This window comes from Mycobacterium sp. NPDC004974, from assembly GCF_053600815.1.
In genome coordinates this window covers 1-17955 of record NZ_JBSGAQ010000015.1, presented here as the reverse complement: position 1 = coordinate 17955, position 17955 = coordinate 1, and the positions used below count along the sequence as shown (strand labels likewise).

Below are 17955 nucleotides of genomic sequence, written 5' to 3'. Positions count from 1 at the left end.
GTGGCACGGACAGCGCCGGTCGCCCGAAGCATCTCGCGACCGCAGCGGCCGAGATGCAGTCCGTTCATCAAATGGTGGAGAACGCAGCGCGACAGATCGACGGCACCGCGCTGTCCGCGGCGGCGGACAGCATGGCCGCTTCCTTCCATTGCGGCACCCTGTATCAGGGCGAGCATTTCTGGCCGATACAGAATTCACTCCAACAGTCCGTGCTGGGCAGGACATCCGCCGGTTCCGCGACCGAGATCCGGCAGTTCTGTTCCGGCGGCCTGTACGGCGTGATGCTTGCCGATGCGGTGCTGCAGGCGGGTTGGGCCGGGGACAACGCGATGGTGACCGGTGGCGACAGCATCTTCTACTTCGACCGGCACGAGTATGCGGCTAGCCCGGCGACCGAAGGTTCCCTGCTGGGCGACAGCGGTTTCTGCGCACTTCTGAACCGGACCGAGGGGTTCGCCCGCATCGTGTCTGCCGCGGCACGTTCGCACAATCCGTCGGCCGGCATGATGCACGGCAGGACTGATGGCGGCATCGACGATCCGACGTTTCCGACCTTGGCGGATTGGATCGCCAGGTGGGAGAACTATGACCGACGTGGTTCTGGGACCGTGAAAGACAACGCAATAGCCAGTTTCCGGGTAGCCGTCGGAACCGTGATCGAATGCTACGAACGCGCCGGCCTCAAACCGGATGACATCGATTGGTTCGCACCGTCATTCATTGAGCCGAGACAGGTGACCGACGCCCTCGCCATGCACGCCCGGCTCCGGCCGGCCCCCGGTCTGCGTGACTTCCAGGCACAGTTCGGGCATCTGACGGTCTCGGACTTCGGGGTGAGTCTCGCCTATCTGATGAACCAGAAGATCGCCAAGCCTGGCGACCTGGTCATGCTGTTTGCCGCCGGGAATTTCGTCAACTCGGCAGCGGTGCTGCTTCGAATCGAGAAAGAGGTGACGTTGCCGTTCAATGCAGCACAATCAGATCCAGCACAACCGTAACGATCGCGGCAGAGGAGAATCATGACTAGTCCCTGGGGCGGCCTGGACGCCGCTACCGCCGACGGAAAGCTTTACCTCCACCTCGAACCGGGGGCTGTCGACAGACTCGAGAGCAGCGCCTTCGATCCCTACGAGGCGAAATTGCAGGCGATCATCGACAATGCGCTGGACGACACCACGGGCTACTTCGGTAGTAATGCGAACAACGACCTGGCGAAGGCCATGGAGAACGCCTTCAACGCAAAGGGCAAGGCGCTGACCGATTACGTCAGGGAGCAGCTGGCCCAGACACAGGATTTCATCAAGACGGCGCACGACGCGGCGAATGCGCTGAAGAAACATGAGTCCGGCTAGCCATGAGCGGCTTCGGAAATTGGACGGGCGCTCTGTTCGGTGGCGAGCTGTTCACCTCGGATTCCCACAATTGGACCCCATCGGAGTGGAACAAATTGATGGGGCACGACGAGCCCACAAAATACAACGAATATCCCGATGCGGGCGACAAACTCAAGGCGATGGACCAGTTCACCATCCGGGATGAGAAGAGAGCACCGGACACCTCAACACTTGACGAAATTCCGGGGCTGACCGCAGATCGAACCGTTCAGGATGCGGTGACTGCCGCGACCACCGGCGGTAAGCAGATCAACTTCGAGAGCTGGACCTTCAAAGAACTCCGCGACGAAAAGTCCACGTTGAAGTCGAACCTCACCGCGATCGATACCCTGGCCACGGCCTGGACAACTCACGGGAACAACTTGAAGGAAGATTCCGAGACCTTCAAGGACAAAGTCGACAAGGCAATTGAGGGAAAGTGGTCCGGCGACAGCGCGACGGCGGCGGAAGCCGCCTCCAAGCAGGTCACCAAGACCTCGATCTACGATTTCACGCCGTCGTCGCAAGAGATCTCCGACCGGCTGAAGGTGCTCCATACCGCATTCGACTATGTCCAAGCCCATTTCCCCAACTCTGCAAGCGATGACGTGGTCAAGGATTTTGATTCAAAGAATTTGCAGGGGGTCAATGCCGAGGTCGTGGCATACAACAATAGGTACCACTTCGACTCTGAGGGCCTCCTACGGCTCGACAATGGCCAGTACGTGAACGTAGACACCGCGGTCAAGGACAAGGAGCGGGTCGAACAATCGATCAAGGACTACACCGACGCGGTGCAACTCTTTGACGGCACCTACCAGCCGGCCATCGAAGCGGTGGCCCAGGGCTTCCCCAATCTTCCTCCGCTGCCGAACATGAAGTTCGAAGCTCCCACCGATCCGACCGGCCCCGGCGGGCCAGGCGGGCCAGGCGGGCCCGGTGGCACCAAGCCGTTCAGCCCGGGCGGCGGCAAAACCCCCGGAGGCATCAAGCCTTTCGACAAGTCGGCCTTCGACAAGCTGAATCCCAACAAACCGACCGATCTCGACAAGCTGAAGCCGATCGACCAAAGGTCCATCGACCAAAAGGATTCCACGACTGATCCCACCAAGGACGCCCTCAAGAGCCTGACCGATCCCGCAAAGTCGGCGGTCGACGCGGCAACCAATGCCGCCAAGGACGCGATGGGCCAGGCGATGGACGCCGCCAAGAACGCGGCCCAACAGAACCCGCTGGGGTCAGGGCTGGGAGGCCCACCTGAGGGTGTCCTCGGCCTCGGGCCGCAGGGGCTCGGTGGTGCGGGCGCCGGCAAGGGTGCGGGCGGCGCCGGTGGCGGAGTTCCGATGCGCGGCATAGCGAGTGGTCTGCCGAGCAGCGCGCCCGCAACAGCCGCGGCGAAGATGCCCACCACGGCAGCCGGGGCCGGGGCCGGGTTGGGTGCAGGCGCAGGCAGCCCGGGAGCGGGCTCCCCCGCAGCCGGCCAGCGCGCCGGCGATCAAAACGGCAAAGGCCATCAGGTCAACAAGGCATTGCGGCGCAAGAAGAACGGTAAAGACGTCATCGGTGACGCCGATGCGTCGGTGCCGGTGGTCGGCGCCGACGAGGAATCGGCGCAGACCGAGAGCACGCCGGCCGACAAGCCCGAGTCCCGTCGCCGCATTCCGCAGCGCGGCACCACCTGGCAGCCTGACTCGGCTGTCCAGCCCGGACCCGCACGCCCGGCCCGGGGGGAGCAGTTCACGCCGGGCCGCTCAGAGTGAGGCGTCAGGGTTTGTCTTGCTGTTCCAGCGCATCCGCGGTGATGTGCAGGCCCGCGGCGTAGTAGTCGAGCAGATCGGTCTTCGCTGTGATCGACCCATCGACCCAGTCCAACTGCGCCTTATAGCCTTTGCCGCCGTCGGCGAACTGCTTGCCGATCTTGTCGTGCCCCCACGCTTCGCCTTCACCGCTGAGCATCTGCATCAGCGCCGATTGCACGGCTTTCATGTCGTTGCTGACAGAGGCAAGGTATCGCGCGGTGCCGCGTAGGTCGGCCGGCGTGACGCCCAGCGGTACGGTCATCGCACGCTCCTCACGGTGGGGTAGTCGTCTGGTTCTTCTTCGCCGTCACCACAAGGAACCGGCACCGCGATCGACAGCAGCTCTCTGATGTCGGGTGCGCCCTCGACGATGTCGGACAGCGAGGGAAACCGCTCCCGTCGCTCGGCCAGCGGGGCGAATAGATCCGCCATTTTCCGCTCGATGTCGCGGGCGGCGTCCTGGGCTGCGCCGGTGATGTGCCGTCCGAGATCGACCAGATCGTGTTCATCCAAATATGTTTCGCAGACAGATGTGTGGATGACAACGCCGTCGCAGTCCACGGTCACCGTGACGGTGCCATCAGCGCAGGTGGCTGCCGAGGATAACGCTGCCCGCTCCTGCTCGAGTACGGCGAGATCGGCAAACTGTTCCTGTACGAGGGCCAGCGCATCGATGAGTTCATGGCGCGCCGCGTCGTTGTCCATGTCTAGTCCCCGTCTCCCCCACTGGCAGCCGAGGCACCGCCCCCATCGGGCGTCGACGCTTTGGCGCTGTGTGCCGCGGCTCGACCCCGTACCCCGCCTGTGACTGAAGTAGGCACCGATCCGAGGACGGAAACCGGGTCGATCTCACTGCCGGTGGCCAATGCTCCGGTCACCTTCTTGGACATGCCTGCGACGTATCCGACGGCCGCACCTTTGACCGCCGAATTACCCAGTGCGCGCTGACCGTAAATGCTGACGGTGCCCTGGGTGGCACCGCCGACGGAGTTGGCCAGTGCGACGGTTCCCAGGCGGTTCCAGTCGAACCCGTTCTGATGCCCCTTGGACTGTTGGACGTTCTGGATGAACAGCTCCTGCCCGAGAGCCTCAGCCGCCTCGACGCCGGACTTCTTGATGATCCGGTGCACCGTCGTCTTCGTCATCGCCTTGCCCAGGTCGGTCATGACATCCTTGAGCAGCACCGACACCATCCGCTGGATCGCGGCGGATGTCGTCGTCTCGATGATGGGGATCTCGGCCGCCGATGCGCCGAAGGTCACCGAGGTCTGAGCCAGTGCCCAGGAGATCTCGAACGCCGCGATCGCCAGGGACGTCAAGATCTGCAACTTGGTGTATTCGATATTCTTGCCGGTGCTTTCGGCAAGCGTGCCGAGGGCCGCCATCGCCTCGGCGAGTTTGTCGACGGATGCCTCCCCGTCGAACAGCAATGCGAACTCACCGTCCGCGGCGCCTGCCGTCACGCCCTGCAGCACAGCACTGGTACTGGCCCGCATCCGGTTCAGTTCGGGTATCAGCTCCGTCAATTGTTCGGCGCGATCGCCCCATTCCCCGCCGATGCGGTACATGGCATCCTCGTCGCCCTTGGGCCATTGCGAGCCGACGAGGTAGGACACCCACTGCAGCGGGCCGGGAATTTGCAGGGTCACCCGATCCCCCATCGGCGAAACATTCTATGCAGCATCGCAATTCACGTTATTGCGCGTTACCGCAGACCGCCATGCCAGACGGCCTTGTTCGCCGAGAGTTCAGCTACCCGCCAGTTCTAAGTCAGCAGGCCGGCCAAACTCAGCTGATTGGCCGCGGCATACACCTGTGCGTCGGGGCGCTCGTCGAACACTGCCGCCACGTCGTCGACCGTGGCGGTGCGCTCGGTGGCGACCTCCAACAGAGCCTGGCACGCTTGCGTTGTCGCGGATCCGGTCTGAGTCACCATGCCGGCGACGGTGGCCTCCGGTGTCCAGATGGCCGGCACCGATAGATCCAGTTCACCTGAGGTGTCGGCAGTACCTCGATACCACTGACCGTTCGCCCACCAGAAGCAGAAACTCAACAGCCCGTTGCGATTTCGGGTGTTCAACACGGAGTCATTGACCCACGCAGGGGCTCCGCCGTAGAGATCGGGTAGCGGACCACCGCCGTTGTAGGCAGCCTCCAGCAACTCGGAATTCCATTTTCCGCCGGAGAGCACCGCGCGGTCACCGGGCAGGAGAAACAGCGTCGCGCCGCTGCGGGCATCGCTCTCGAACCAGGCGTAACCGGGGTAGATCCGTGGACCCCAGCCCGATCCGACACCGGTATAGGCGGCCGACAGCACCGCCCAGCGTGCCAGCAGGTCGGGAAGCGGGGGGATCTGGTCGGTGACGACGCCCGTGCGACCCGCCGCTCTGTCGGCGTCCGCCGCGGCCGCTGCCTGCGCGGCATCGCGCCCCTGCGCGTCGGGCCCGGCGGTATACCCGGCAAGCCACACCGGTACCTGCGCGCGCGGATAGGTATCAAGGTCGTTGCGGTAGTGCTCGGCGGCCACGATCTGGTCGTCCGGGAACGGCTCGTCGCCGTAGTCGTAGTCGACCGTCGTCTCGCCACGATTGGTGACGTTCAACAGCAGCCGCCACCACGGTCCGGCACTCATGCGGGCCGAGACCTCACGTTGTTGGCGAACCAGGTCGGCGATCGACTGCGGCACCGGAACCAGGCCGGTACGGTCATGGGCCCAGAACTGCAACTGGGCGATCTGGGAGGTGACGGTGAAGGCGAACACCGCGGAGAATTCGTCCCAGCCTTCCGGGCCGAGCTGGGCCAGCTGCTGCACGATCGAGTCGATGAGGCGGGACGCCTCCTCGGCCGTCGCAGCGTCCGCGCTGCTGGGTGCGCCGCCCACCGGTGCCGGCGGCTCGCCGACGATCGTGAAGTCGGCGATCGCGGACGGGTCGTCGGCTGCGGCCAACCTGAACTGGCGCTCGAACTCGGCCATGAAGGCCGCCTCGTCAGAGGCGGAGTTGTTCGGCGCGGCGGCACCGTCGGCTGGGCGCGTAGGTTCCTGTGCGGCGAACTGGTCACGTGCCTGTTGAGGAGGGATCGACGACGACACCTCTTCGATGCGCCCGGAGTCGCCCACCAGGAATATCGACCGCCCGACCGGGATGTCCAGGAATGCCATCGGATCGCTGTCGTCGATCTCGACCGGTGCGTACACGCTCCATCCCTTGTCGAAGCGATCGGCTGCCAGACCTTCGGTCGGGTAGTCGAGCCCCCGGGACCTGATCCAGTCTGTGACCAACGAGATTGCCTGTGCCGCTTCCATTGCGTCTACCTTCCCAGACTCTGCTGTTCGGCTTCGATTTCGTCGGCCAGTGCCGAGCGCTCGGCTTGGTGGCGGGCCAGCAGCTCCGCGCTGAATGACGTCCACGCCGCATCCTGCTCCGGCGTCATCTGGGCGCCGTGTACCTCAGATTCGACGTCTGGATGAATGTCCAGGAACTGGTTGAACAGCGCACCCATCTCCCGGCTGTGCCTGCGGTTGAGCTCAATCCGTCGCGGGTCCATGCCTACTCCTCGTCGCCTTCGTACAGCGCCAACTGGTCGAAAACCACCAACGCCACCCGGTCCGGGTCGTCGGTCGGGTGCACCCTCAGCGTGTGGTGCGGGTTCGGAGCGTCATCCACGATGACCACGCTTTTTATCCCGGCCGGGAGATCGGAGGGCCAGTCGATCTCGTCGGTGGGCTCGTCGACGAGCACGTGCGCGCGCCTACCGCGCAGCCCGGACTGGTCGTAGCGCAGCGGCGTGAACCGCTGATGCTCGGTCATGTCGTGTCCTCTTCCTGATCCTGATCCGGTGGACTGCCGTCGTCGTCGGGCCCCCTCATGGGCGGCAGATCGGGCGGATTGTCCGGATCGATACCGAGACCTGCGTTCACACTGCCACGGCTACGGGTTGAGCTGTCGACGATGGCCTCGTAAATCTCATCGCCGACGCGGCCCTTGGCGCGATTTCGTTCTACCAGCTGGTCGAAGGTCGGGTTCGGCTCGTTGGCGTTCAGCCATTCGGCCATCTCCCGGTCTGCCATCAGCGAACGCGTCCAGGTGCGGATGGTCGCTCTCATCCCGTACATCGTCCTGGCTCGTTCCTCGGCGCCGACGCCGTCGCGCAGGAGCTGGTCCCGGAGCTCACGCATCCGCATCTCATAGGTGGTGTAAACGGTCCGGGTCTGCTCATCGGTCAAGGTCCCGGCGGCATAGTGGCTGTGGGTGGCGCCGTCGATGATCGCCTCGTAGACGGCATCGCCCGACAGTCCCTTGCGTTCGTAGCGGGCGACGAGATCCTCGAACGACGGATTGCTCTCGTTGGCCGCCATCCAGTCCGCCGCCGAGCGGTTCTCCATCAGTTCCCGCGTCCAGGCGCGCAGCGAACTGCGCAGGCCCGACAGAGTTCTGGCCCGATCCTCGGCGCTGAGGCCGTCGCTGACCATCTGCTCGTTGAGGGCCCGCAGTCCGAGCTCGAACTGCGAGTACACCGCGCCGGTTTCGATGTCGGACAGGCTGCCCGGTTCGAGGCGGCTGTGGGTGGAGCTGTCGATGATCGCTTCAAAGATCGCGTCTCCGGTGAGGCCGCGCTCGGCATTGCGGGTGACCAGGTCCTCGAATGTCGGGTTGATCGTGATGCGCGACAGGAACTCCGCGGCAACCTGATTGCTCATCAACTGGTAAGCCCAGGTGCGCAACGAGTTCCGTAGTTCCGAGAGCTGCCGGGCCCGTGTCTCGGCACTGACGCCGGCCTCGGCGAGTTGTTCGTTGAACTCGCGCATCCGGAGTTCACCATGGCTGAACGCCGCGATTGCCTGGCCTTCCGAGAGCGTTCCCGGCTGATGGTCAAGTAGGCCCAACACACGTACGGGATCAGCCGAGACGTCGCCGACATACTTCACGGCGAACCAACCGGTGTCGGTCATCAACTGACGGCCGAGCGCGGGCTCCTGCGCACTGGCCAGCGAGGCCAGGTCGATCGGTTCGGGCAGCCGAGGATGATCAGGCTCCAGCCGAGCGATGATCTCGTCCAGGAGGGCCCGGGCCTCGGGGCTCACCTGCTCCCGCAGTACCTGAGCGGCGTCCTTCACCGATCCGAGCGACCGGGCCAGTCTTTCCGGCTCTCGGTCCCAGGTGAAACCCCTTCGGGCCCAGGCATTGCCGCCGTCTTCCTCTGCCACCAACACGATCCGGTCGACACCACTGCGTCGGTAGTAGCTCTCCAGTTCCGCGGAGAACGCCTTGGAGAATCCCTGACCACGGAACTGGTTGTCGAAGATCCGCACCTCCTCGTGATGTGCGACGAGCAGTCCGTCACCGTCCCGGAAGAAACTGTAGGCGATCTTGCCTATGACGTTATCTCCGTTGAGGATCACGCCGGACAGGAAGACGTCCTCTTCGGCTTCCCCTCTGAACTCCACGCGGTAGGGCCCGTAGGTTCCGGAGAGGTCGCGAGCCAGTTGCGTGACGCGCGCCGCGTCCAGGCCGTCGATCAGATCGCCCATCGAGTCGGCGTAACCGGCATCTACTCGACGCGTCGTCGGGTCCTGGGCGCGGTAGTTCTCTTGTCTCGCAGAGAAATCCAATGCCGGTCCAGAGCCTTCGAGATACCTGACGAAGCGGATGGAGGAGCGGTACAGCAGTTGGCGTCCCAGTTTGGGTTCGGCGAAAGTCGCGAGAGCAGCCAGATCGGCGGGCTCGGGTAGCCGCGAGTGCCCTGGTTCCAGCCGGGCCACGACATCGTCGAGAACCGCCTGTGCCTCCGTGCTGACGTGATCTCGCATCCGACGCGCATTGGCCTTGACGCTCTGAAGCGACTCGTGAAGCCGGTGCAGGTCCGGATCCCAGGTGAATCCGCGACGGGCCCATGCGTTACTGCCGTGCCACTCCGACAGCAGCTCGATGCGGTCGACACCGGACCGTACGTAGTAGCGCTCCAGTTCTGCGGTCAGCGCCTTCGAGAAGCCATTGCCGCGGTAGTCCTCGTCAACGGTCACGATGACGTTGTAGACAACCAGCTTGCCCTCATCGTCACGGTAGAATGTGCGCTCGACAGTGCCGATCTCGGTATTGCCGTGCAGGATTACGCCTTCGAGAACGACCTTGTGATAGCCGAGCAGGATCTTCCCCTCGAACTCGACGCGGTATGGACCGTATCTACCGGACAAGTCCTCGGCCAGCTGGCGGATTTCGTCGCGGTCCAGATTGTCGACCACCTCATCCAACGGCTGGGCGTAGCGCGTGTCCACCCTGCGCGTGCGCGGGTCCTGTGCCCGATACTCCGCGCGCGCCTGGTCTTCGATGCCCTCGCGTCCGAACATCCGCCCTTCGGCGATTTCGACGACACCCGCGACATCACTCGATGAAACGTCGGCGTAGCCGAATCGCAGGCGAATACCCGGCTGGCCCGGGTCCGAGGGATTCGCGATGTCGGCCAAGCCCTGCTGTCGAGCGTATGCATCGACGCGGCTGTCGATCCTGGCCAACGCGGCATCGAGGGCGGCACGGTCGATCATCGAGCCCACGACAACGGCGTCGAATCGGTCACCGCTGCTCCGCATCGGGACGATGTCCGCCCCGGTCCCCTCGATCTCGGAGCGGAAGATCTCGGTGATCGCACGGTAGTGGGCGTTGGCGACTTCAGCCCGGTTCTGTGTGTGCTGATTCAGACCCGAGAGATTGTCCAGCGTGGCCGACACGAAGTAACCGGCTCCACCGGATTCCGAGATCCACTGGCGGGCCCGCGCCACCTCGCCCGTTTTGAATGCTGGACCGCGGCCATCGTAGAAACCCGAGACTGCGTCTCTGAGGAGCGGCTCGTACAGAGCTTCGTAGCGGGCGTTAAGCTCCTCCGGGCGCGCGTCACGAATTCGAGCCGCCTCCTTCAGGAACGCGGCGCGTTTGACTTCCTCGGGCTGCCGGTAGCGAACCCGGTCAGTCAGCGGTCCTCGGGATTCGCCTTCCGTGCCCGTGCGGCCTGTAGTTTCTCCCTCGCCGCCTGCTGTTTCGCGGCCAGTTCGCGTTCCAGCTCCTCGATCCGCTTCTCGCGCTGCTCCGGTGTCAGCCCCGTCAGGCCCAGTCGCTGATCCCGCTCTTCCTGCGACATCCGTCCTCCTCGTTTTGCTGCGGTCAACGCCGAGGTCCGCGGCGTCGAAGATATCGGCGATGTCCAAATCGGGTAGCACTTCGGCGTAGCCGACGTGTAGCCCCACGCCGTTGAACTCGGGCTGGCCCGGATGTTTCGGATGTGGGATGTCGGCCAGGTTGTGTGCTTGAGCGTATTCGTGGGCCCGGGCGCGGATCGTCGCGATCGCCGAATCGATGGTCTCCTGGTCGATGTCGCCCACGACAACCGCGCTCAGTTCATCGCCGCCCACCCGCATTGGGACCACGTCAGCCCGGTATTCCGCCAGCACGGCATGGAAAATTCCTGCCAGAGCGGCGAAGTGGGCGTTGGCTTCATTCCGGTCCGCGGACGCCTGATTGAGACCCCGCAGGTTGGCGATGTCGGCCGACACGAAATATGCGTTGTCGAGCGTGTCGGCGACATGCTGCTGAGCCCGCATCACCTCGCCGCTCTTGAACCCGGAGATCCTTCCCTCGTAGAAGCCGGTGACGCTGTCCATCGGCACCGGCCGATAAATCGCATCTGCGATCGCTTCCGGGGACAGCGCGGTCGAATCCAACTCCCCGACCCGGTCCCTGAATCTGGCGTGCTCGACGTCGTCCGGGGACTGATACCGGGCCGGCCCGGTATCAGCTTCACCGGGAGCGCCGCGCACATGGCCGACGGCATCGGCGGTTCCGAGCCGGAGCGGAACATCGTGCAGTGGGTTCACCGCTTCACCGTCGGCGTCGAGATAGCCGACTGCGGTGCGGTCCACTGCGCCTTGACCCCAATGCGGCGGCCACCCTGAGCGCTCTCGCGTAGTCGGATCGATCAGGTAGATTTCACCACCGTCGTTGACCGCCAGGTAGGCATGTCCGCCGCTGCGCCCGCCGGTCCATCGCGAGGTCAAAACCGCTGACGAGCCGTCACCGAGTTGCCGCAGGGTTTCGGCTACCTGGTCGTAGGTAGCGAAGCGCGATCCGGATCCGACGGCTTCGTACAGTGCCCGGGCCGGGACGCCGGTGCGGGTGGGTTCGACGTCGATCTGGAACGTGCGCCCGTATCGCGCCGACAACTCGTCGGCGACCCCGTACGCGCAGTTCGGCTCGGACGCCTGCGTGTCGACGACGACCGGGCTGGGCAGATACTTCACAAAGTGAATCGAGGTGTTGTCGAGCAACTTACGGCCCAATTTGGGTTCGTCGGCGGTCGCCAGCATCGCCAGGTCGATCGGCTCGGGTAGCCGTGGGTGATCGACTTCGAGTCGCGCGATGATCTCGTCAAGAGCCGCCTGAGCCTCGGTACTGACGTGGTCACGGAGTTGGCGCGCGGCGTCTTTGATCTGATCGAGGGACTGATCGAGATGATAAAGATCAGGGGACCAGGTGAAGCCGCGGCGTGACCACGCGTTGCTGCCCTGCCATTTGGACACCAACTCGATTCGATCGACACCGGAGCGCACGTAGTACTGCTCCAGCTCCGAGGTCAGCGCCTTGGAGAAATCGCGCCCGCGATACTCGTCATTTTCGATTCTGATGATCTTGTTCTCTACGACGAGGTTGCCGTCGTCGTCACGCGAGAACTGCCGGGTCAGGTAGCCGATCTCGGTATCCCTACTGCGAATCAGACCGTAGAGCTCGAAGCGTTCGCCGCCGATGATGCGCTCGGGCGAGAATTCGACCTGGTATGGCCCGTAAAGCCCCGACAGGTCCTCCGCAAGTTGGTGGACGTCGTCACGGTCAAAGCTGTCGACCACCTCCCGCAACTGCTCGGCAAAGCGGGTGTCGACCGGGCGGGTCGCCGGATCCTGAGCGCGGTATTCCTGTTGTTGCTGAGCGAAATCCGACTCGTCCACATGCCCTTGGACATCACCGATGGCGTCGGCGGCACCGAAGTATTTGACGCCGCTCCAGTACGTGTTGGCCAACACGTCGCGGCCCAGATGCGGTTCCTCGACCGTGGCCAGCGCCGCCACATCGATGGGTTCCGGCAGGCGGGGGTGCCGCGGGTCAAGGCGCTGCACGATGTCATCGAGGACCGCTCGCGCCTCGGGGCTGACCTGATCGCGCAAGCGAAGGGCAGAATTCCGGACGTTGTCGACCGATTCCTGCAACTTGGCCGGATCGGCGTTCCAGCTGAATCCTTGTCGGGCCCAGGCGTAGCCACCGTCCTGTTCGGTACGCAGCTCGATGCGGTCGACGCCCGAGATCAGGTAATAGTGCTCCAACTGAGAGCTGAACGCTTTTGAGAAGCCCTTGCCTCGGAAATGCTTGTCGGGAATGTCCACCACGTTCTGATGGGCGACCAGGCTGCCCTCACTGTCGCGGATGTAGGTCTGTTGTAGGAAACCGATTTCCTCGTCACCGCTGATGATCGCGCCACCCACGATGACCTCACCGGTCCGTTCATCGGCGATCGCCCGGAACATCTCGACGCGGTACGGGCCGTAGACCCCGGAGAGGTCCGCGGCCAGCTGCCGTACCTGGTCGGCATCGAAGTTGTCGACGATCTCACCCAACGGTTCGGCATACCGGGTGTCGACGCGGCGGGTGGTGGGGTCCTGGTCGCGATAGTCCTGTTGAGCTGCCAGGAAATCAGCGGCGGCCGGATCACCCTGCACGTCGCCGACGCTGTCGGCGGCGTGCAGCGAGATCTGTACCGGCTCATCGCCGATCGCGTGGACCGGCTCTCCGTTCTCGTCGAGGTAGCCGACGGCGGTGCGGTCCACTGCGCTGTCGCCCCAGTACGGTGGCCACGGCGAGTACTTCTTGGTGCGTGGGTCATAGAGCTGCACGCGCTGTCCGTCGGTGACCGCGAGGAAGGCGTGTCCGCCCTGACGCTCACCACCGGCCGCCCAGCGCGACACCACGATTGCCGACGACCCGGCGGGCCTGCCCAGCAGTTCGGTCTCGATGTCGGCGTAGGTCGCGAACTGGGAACGGGACTGTGCCGCCTGGAACAGCGCCCAAGCGGGTACCCCGGTGCTCGACGGTGCGACGGACAGGCCGAAATGCCCGGGGTAGATCCTCGACAGCTCGCCGGCCACGCCGTATGCGCAGTTACCGTCGGCGTCCGCGCGCGTTGCGACGTCGCGCCCGAGCAGGTTCTGCAGCCACCCCTTGAGGCCGGTGCGCGCCGGAGTGGCGGGGGCAGAGTCCAGGTACTTGACGTAGTGCACCCCGTTGCGGCCCCGCACCGCCCCGGTGCCGTCCAGCAGGCGTTGGCCCAGATCAGGTTCAGCGGTGGTGGACAAATTGGCCAGGTCGATGGGCTCCGGCAATCGCGGGTTAGCCGGATCCAGCTGCTGGACAACCTGATCCAGGACGACCTTGGCCTCGTCACTGACCGTCTCACGCAGCTGGCCGGCCGACATCTTCACCCGGTCGAGCGATTCCTGGAGCTGACGTGTACTGGGATCCCAGGCGTAACCCCGTCGGGCCCAGGCAAAAGCACCCTTGTCGTGGGTCGTCAGCTCGATGCGGTCGATGCCCGAGTGCACGTAGAAGCGTTCCAGCTCCGAGGTCAGGGCTTTGGAGAATCCCTTGCCGCGCAATTGCTTGTCGTCGATCACCAGGCCGGTGTGATAAGCGACGAGGTTGCCTTCACCGTCCCTGGCGAACGACCGCTGGACGGTCCCGATCTTGGTGTCGCCGTTGAAGATCTCACCGGTCAGCATGACCTCGTCGGTCAGGTTCTCGGCGCGGAGCGCAATGCGGTACGGCCCGTATCTCCCGGACAGGTCCTCGGCGAGCCTGCGAACCCGGGCGTGGTCGGAGGCGTTGTCGACCACGTCGCCCAGTGGCTCGGCATAGCGGGTATCGACCAGTCTTGTGGCCGGGTTCTGCGCACGGTACTCGGCCTGCTGCCGGGAGAAGTCCGGATCACGCTGGGGGCCTCGAACATTTCCAACGGCATCGGCAGCGTCGAGCTGCAGCGGCATATCCACGGCCATTGGGCCGACCGGATCGCCGTTGGCGCGCAGGTAGCCGACTGCGGTCTGGCTCACCGCCGGCTGACCCCAATGTGGTGGCCATGGTGAGTACTTCCGGGTGTGCGGATCGTAAAGCTGCACCTGGCCGTCGACCTTGACGGCCAGGTAGGCGTGACCGCCCTGCCGACCGCCGGTCCACTGCGACGTCACCACGGCCACCCTCAGCGTGGGATCTCCCAGCAGTGTTGCCTCGATCTCGTCGTACGTCGCGAACCGCGCATCGGAGCCGACGGCCTGGAACAATGCGCGCGCCGGCACACCGCGCCGCGACGGGGTGGCGTCCAAGCCGAACTTCCGGCCGAACAACGAGGTCAATTCCTCGGCGACCGTGACCGCACAGTTGGGAGGCCGGCGCCACAGTGCATTCCAGAATCGCCGTCCCCCCACCCGATCTCCGGCGGGTTCGACGGTGCGCAGCCCCGGCGCGTGTCGACTCCGGCCCAGCTCGGTGCGGTGCTGCTCATGGACGACCCGGTCCTGGTGCCCGGCAGCAATACGGCCGAGGTTTGTCGTCGCCTCCGTGTTCAGGAAGTAGGCGTGATGAGTGCCGCCCGTGAGCAACCCGTTCATCGACGCCGGCGGCTCGGCGGTGACCCGCACGGCGCCAAAGGAATCCATCGCCGGATCGGTACCGAGGCCGATGCCTAAGATCCGGCCGTTGGAGCCGGCGCTGCGCCCGCCCAAAGCGGTGACCACATCGCGTGACGAGGAGGCGACGAACACGTTGTCGGCGCCGATACCGAACTCACCGGCGGTACGCACCGGGCCCGCTCCGGGTGAACCGACCAGGGACACGGTGCGGACCTGACCGGCGAATCTGCCGTTCTGACCGGCGTATCCGGTGGTCGTCGATCCGTAGGAGTACCCGAAGACGTGGTTGCCGGTGAAGTGGCTGCCGTCGCCGGCGAGCGTGTCGCGGGCGGCGTTGAACGCCATGATGTCGCTGTGGAGGATGTCGCCGCCGGTGCGGGCCATGGCGTGGCCCGCGGCACGCAGGATGTTCCAGCCACTCGGGGCGTCGTAGCCGACCCAGGCGATCGAGGCCGCCGACATCCCCGGATTCTCCTGCTGCACGGCCTGCAGGTGGTTGAGCGCGGACATGGCGTTGAAGCCGAGCAGTGCATCCGCCGTGGTGCCGACACCCGGCACGTGCCAGGACACCGAGTCCGCGGTGTACGGGTCGGCACCGTAGCTCAGCACCGCGCGTCCGTCGCCACCGAATTCTGTTGCGTCGAAGGCCAACAGCAGCGGCCCGTCCACCCCGGCCTGCGCTGCGTCGACGGCGGCCTTGCGCAATGCGAGGTCGAGCTTGTCCATCCGGCGGAGGAACTTCCGCTCGGCGCCGGTCAACCGCTCCCCGCGATCCGCCTTCGACTGGACCGCATCCGCTTGTTCCCGCATCTGCTGCAGAACATTGCGGTTCGCGTGGTCACGGTCCGCCGCGCTGATGCCTTCGGCGTTGCCGATGTGCTGCGGGTAGGTCTCGATGAGGGCGCTGCGCTGGTCTTCGGTCAGTCTGGACCACCAGCGGGCGTTGTTGGCCGCGCGTGCTGAGGCCTCCTCGGCCGGCCCCATCGGACTACGGAGCTCGTCGGGCCGCACCGGCGGTATGCGCCGCAACAAGGCATCGTCGGCCATCTGCTGAATCGCCTGGCGATCAACCGCTTCCGCCGTGCTGCTGACGCTGTCAGGCACCGGGCCGGAATGCTGCTGTGACGGAGCATCCCCGAGCAACGTGTCGGTTCGGCCCGGGTGATCGGTGGCGATCCAGTCCACGCCGAGGTCCCGCGCGAATTGCACGTCGGCTTCGTTGTTGACCGTCCAGCAGTAGGTGGCCAGTCCCCGCGCGGCCGCTGCGCCGACGAGTTCGGGGTTGCTCCGCAGCACACCGATCGACGGCCCGATCGCACTGGCGCCGACCGCGCCGGCCAGATACCGGGCCGCCGGGCCCAACAGGACCGTGGGGAGGTGAGGCGCGGCCATACGGACCCGCAGCAGCGCGTCGGGGAAGAAGGAGATCACCGCCGCCTGAACCTGTTGGTCCGGGCGAGGATTGGTCAACCCGTGGCGTTCCAAAGCCTCGACGACCTGGCGCTCGATCTTCCATCCCTGCTGCGCCGGGTGCTTGGTCTCAATGAACAGCCGCACCGGCTGGTCGGCGTCGAGCGCCAACTGGACGAACTCGTCGAGGGTCAGGATGCCGTGGCCGTTGTAGTCGAGCGCCTGCAACTCGGCCAGCGTCATATCGCCGACCCGACCGGTGCCATTCGACGTCCGGTCCACGGTCTTGTCGTGGATGAGTACCAACTCACCGTCTTTGGTGAGCCGGACATCGCATTCGAGGGCGTCCGCGCCCTGCCGCAGCGCTTCGGTGTACGCGGCCCGAGTCTGCTCCGGGAAGTCGTGGGAGGCTCCCCGGTGAGCCACCACCTGAGTTCCGGAGCGGTCTGCGAGAGTCCGTGAGTCTGCCTGGGTCACCACGTGATTACCGGCGAACGGTCCTGCCTCACCCAACGATTCGCGGGTCGTATGGAAGGCGGCCAGGTCCTGATGCAGCGCCCCGGTATCGGCGCCGATCCACGCTATGGCAGCAGAATCCTGCAGCCCGGTGGCCTGCAGCCCGTCCAAGGCACGGGCGGTCACTGTGCCCAACTGTTCGATCGATCCCCGCGCGGTCTGCCAGGTGACGCTCGAGGCGTGGTGGGGGTCGGCGCCGAAGCTGATGACGGCGTGGCCGCCGCCGTTGAATGCCGAGGTGTCCAAGGTCAGCACCAGCGGCGCGTCCAGGCCGGCCCGGACAGCATCGGCATCAGCTTTCCGTACCGCAAGGTCGAGCCGGTCCACGCGGCCCAGGAACGCATGTTCCTCACGGGTGGCCCGGCCGAACTGGTCGAGCTTCGTCCGGATGTGATCGGCGCGGTCCCGGTAATGCTGCAGCGCAGTGCGATTCGCGGCGTCCCGGTCGGCGGCCGTCCTGGTGTCGACGTCCCCGTGTGCCGGACCGTCCGGAAGGCCCTGGACTCTGCCGACGGCCACCGCGGCGAACTGGTTGTTCAACCGTCCCCGCAGGACGGGCTCACCATTGCTGCGCAGGTAGCCGACCGCGGTCTGAGCCACCGCAGCCTCTCCCCAGTGCGGTGGCCACCCCGAATACTGCCGGGTGTGCGGGTCGAACAGATAGACCTGGCCATCGATGTTGACTGCGAGGTACGCGTGCCCGATCGGCTGCCCTCCGCTCCAGCGCGAGGCCAGTACCGCCATGGAGTTCGGGGGCATGCCCAGCAGCGTCTCTTCGACTTGCCTGTACGTCGCGAAGTGGGCGCCCGACTGGAACGCCTGGAACATCACCCGGGCGGGCGTACCCCGGTGCGAAGGCGCGGAGTCGAGTTGGATATTCCGGCGGGTGCGTGCGGACACTTCCTGCACCAGAACATGGGCGCAGTCGTTGCCACTCAGGAAGCTCGGGTTCCACCAGTGGCTGCCCTGGACCGGATGCTGGGCGGTGGGGTCGTCGGGAAGCCTCAACCGGCGACCGATAGCGGGGTCCAGAGTTTGATCCCGGGCACCACCGAACAACCACCGCGGACGCTGACTGAGCGTGCGCCGCCCCTCAGTGTCGACCCGATGGGCCTGCCCCGCCGCGATCCGACCGAAATTA

At 65.3% G+C, this 17955-nt stretch carries 11 protein-coding genes and 3 pseudogenes; 4 read left to right on the top strand and 10 right to left on the bottom strand.

The window, feature by feature from the left end; genetic code table 11:
• Positions 1-71: 71 nt before the first annotated feature.
• Genes ACWEFV_RS26385 through ACWEFV_RS26375 form a run of 3 tightly spaced genes read left to right on the top strand, consistent with a single transcriptional unit; the run spans position 72 to position 3133 of the window.
• A complete protein-coding gene (locus ACWEFV_RS26385; protein ID WP_450072327.1) occupies positions 72-998 on the top strand; it encodes a 3-oxoacyl-[acyl-carrier-protein] synthase III C-terminal domain-containing protein in 927 nt (308 codons plus the stop codon).
• Between the two features lie 21 nt (positions 999-1019).
• Positions 1020-1352, top strand: coding sequence for a hypothetical protein (locus tag ACWEFV_RS26380; protein WP_135459197.1), 333 nt, complete (start codon positions 1020-1022; stop codon positions 1350-1352).
• 2 nt (positions 1353-1354) lie between these two features.
• Entirely contained in the window at positions 1355-3133 is a 1779-nt protein-coding gene (locus ACWEFV_RS26375; RefSeq protein ID WP_450072326.1) for a hypothetical protein, read from the top strand.
• 4 nt (positions 3134-3137) lie between these two features.
• Here ACWEFV_RS26375 and ACWEFV_RS26370 read toward each other — a convergent pair whose 3' ends face one another.
• The 10 genes and pseudogenes from ACWEFV_RS26370 to ACWEFV_RS26325 form a co-directional block, all read right to left on the bottom strand.
• Positions 3138-3434, bottom strand: a complete 297-nt coding sequence (locus ACWEFV_RS26370) for a hypothetical protein (protein ID WP_135459201.1) — start codon at positions 3432-3434, stop codon at positions 3138-3140.
• A complete protein-coding gene (locus ACWEFV_RS26365) occupies positions 3431-3877 on the bottom strand; it encodes a YbaB/EbfC family nucleoid-associated protein (protein WP_450072325.1) in 447 nt (148 codons plus the stop codon). Before ACWEFV_RS26365 ends, ACWEFV_RS26370 begins: the two co-directional genes overlap by 4 nt.
• A 2-nt stretch (positions 3878-3879) precedes the next feature.
• Positions 3880-4833, bottom strand: a complete 954-nt coding sequence (locus ACWEFV_RS26360) for a WXG100-like domain-containing protein (RefSeq protein WP_450072324.1) — start codon at positions 4831-4833, stop codon at positions 3880-3882.
• 104 nt (positions 4834-4937) lie between these two features.
• Positions 4938-6476 carry a hypothetical protein gene (locus ACWEFV_RS26355; protein WP_450072323.1) on the bottom strand — a complete coding sequence of 513 codons (1539 nt, stop codon included), beginning with the start codon at positions 6474-6476 and terminating at the stop codon, positions 4938-4940.
• A gap of 5 nt (positions 6477-6481) precedes the next feature.
• Positions 6482-6718 (bottom strand): hypothetical protein, encoded by a 237-nt coding sequence (locus tag ACWEFV_RS26350; protein WP_135459207.1) that lies wholly within the window; start codon positions 6716-6718, stop codon positions 6482-6484.
• A gap of 2 nt (positions 6719-6720) precedes the next feature.
• Positions 6721-6981 carry a DUF7161 family protein gene (locus ACWEFV_RS26345; protein WP_450072322.1) on the bottom strand — a complete coding sequence of 87 codons (261 nt, stop codon included), beginning with the start codon at positions 6979-6981 and terminating at the stop codon, positions 6721-6723.
• On the bottom strand, positions 6978-12734 hold the full coding sequence (locus ACWEFV_RS26340; RefSeq protein WP_450072441.1) for a toxin glutamine deamidase domain-containing protein: 5757 nt from the start codon (positions 12732-12734) through the stop codon (positions 6978-6980). Before ACWEFV_RS26340 ends, ACWEFV_RS26345 begins: the two co-directional genes overlap by 4 nt.
• Before the next feature lie 354 nt (positions 12735-13088).
• A pseudogene (locus tag ACWEFV_RS26335) lies at positions 13089-15494 on the bottom strand (alpha/beta hydrolase); the annotation flags it as partial.
• A 528-nt stretch (positions 15495-16022) separates the two neighbouring features.
• Positions 16023-16775 (bottom strand): annotated as a pseudogene (locus tag ACWEFV_RS26330) (glycerophosphodiester phosphodiesterase); the annotation flags it as partial.
• Positions 16776-17468: 693 nt separating this feature from the next.
• Positions 17469-17642: pseudogene (locus tag ACWEFV_RS26325) on the bottom strand (toxin glutamine deamidase domain-containing protein); the annotation flags it as partial.
• A 129-nt stretch (positions 17643-17771) separates the two neighbouring features.
• On the opposite strand from ACWEFV_RS26325, the gene ACWEFV_RS26320 reads away from it, so the two are divergent.
• Positions 17772-17955 (top strand): hypothetical protein (locus tag ACWEFV_RS26320; RefSeq protein ID WP_450072321.1); only part of this gene is annotated, 184 nt, incomplete at its 3' end.

Coding starts and splice junctions, on each gene's coding strand:
- ACWEFV_RS26375 (WP_450072326.1), top strand. CDS start 1,355: ATGAGCGGCTTCGGAAATTGGACGGGCGCTCTGTTCGGTGGCGAGCTG.
- ACWEFV_RS26355 (WP_450072323.1), bottom strand. CDS start 6,476: ATGGAAGCGGCACAGGCAATCTCGTTGGTCACAGACTGGATCAGGTCC.
- ACWEFV_RS26360 (WP_450072324.1), bottom strand. CDS start 4,833: ATGGGGGATCGGGTGACCCTGCAAATTCCCGGCCCGCTGCAGTGGGTG.
- ACWEFV_RS26365 (WP_450072325.1), bottom strand. CDS start 3,877: ATGGACAACGACGCGGCGCGCCATGAACTCATCGATGCGCTGGCCCTC.
- ACWEFV_RS26370 (WP_135459201.1), bottom strand. CDS start 3,434: ATGACCGTACCGCTGGGCGTCACGCCGGCCGACCTACGCGGCACCGCG.
- ACWEFV_RS26350 (WP_135459207.1), bottom strand. CDS start 6,718: ATGGACCCGCGACGGATTGAGCTCAACCGCAGGCACAGCCGGGAGATG.
- ACWEFV_RS26380 (WP_135459197.1), top strand. CDS start 1,020: ATGACTAGTCCCTGGGGCGGCCTGGACGCCGCTACCGCCGACGGAAAG.
- ACWEFV_RS26345 (WP_450072322.1), bottom strand. CDS start 6,981: ATGACCGAGCATCAGCGGTTCACGCCGCTGCGCTACGACCAGTCCGGG.
- ACWEFV_RS26340 (WP_450072441.1), bottom strand. CDS start 12,734: ATGTTCCGGGCGATCGCCGATGAACGGACCGGTGAGGTCATCGTGGGT.
- ACWEFV_RS26385 (WP_450072327.1), top strand. CDS start 72: ATGGTGGAGAACGCAGCGCGACAGATCGACGGCACCGCGCTGTCCGCG.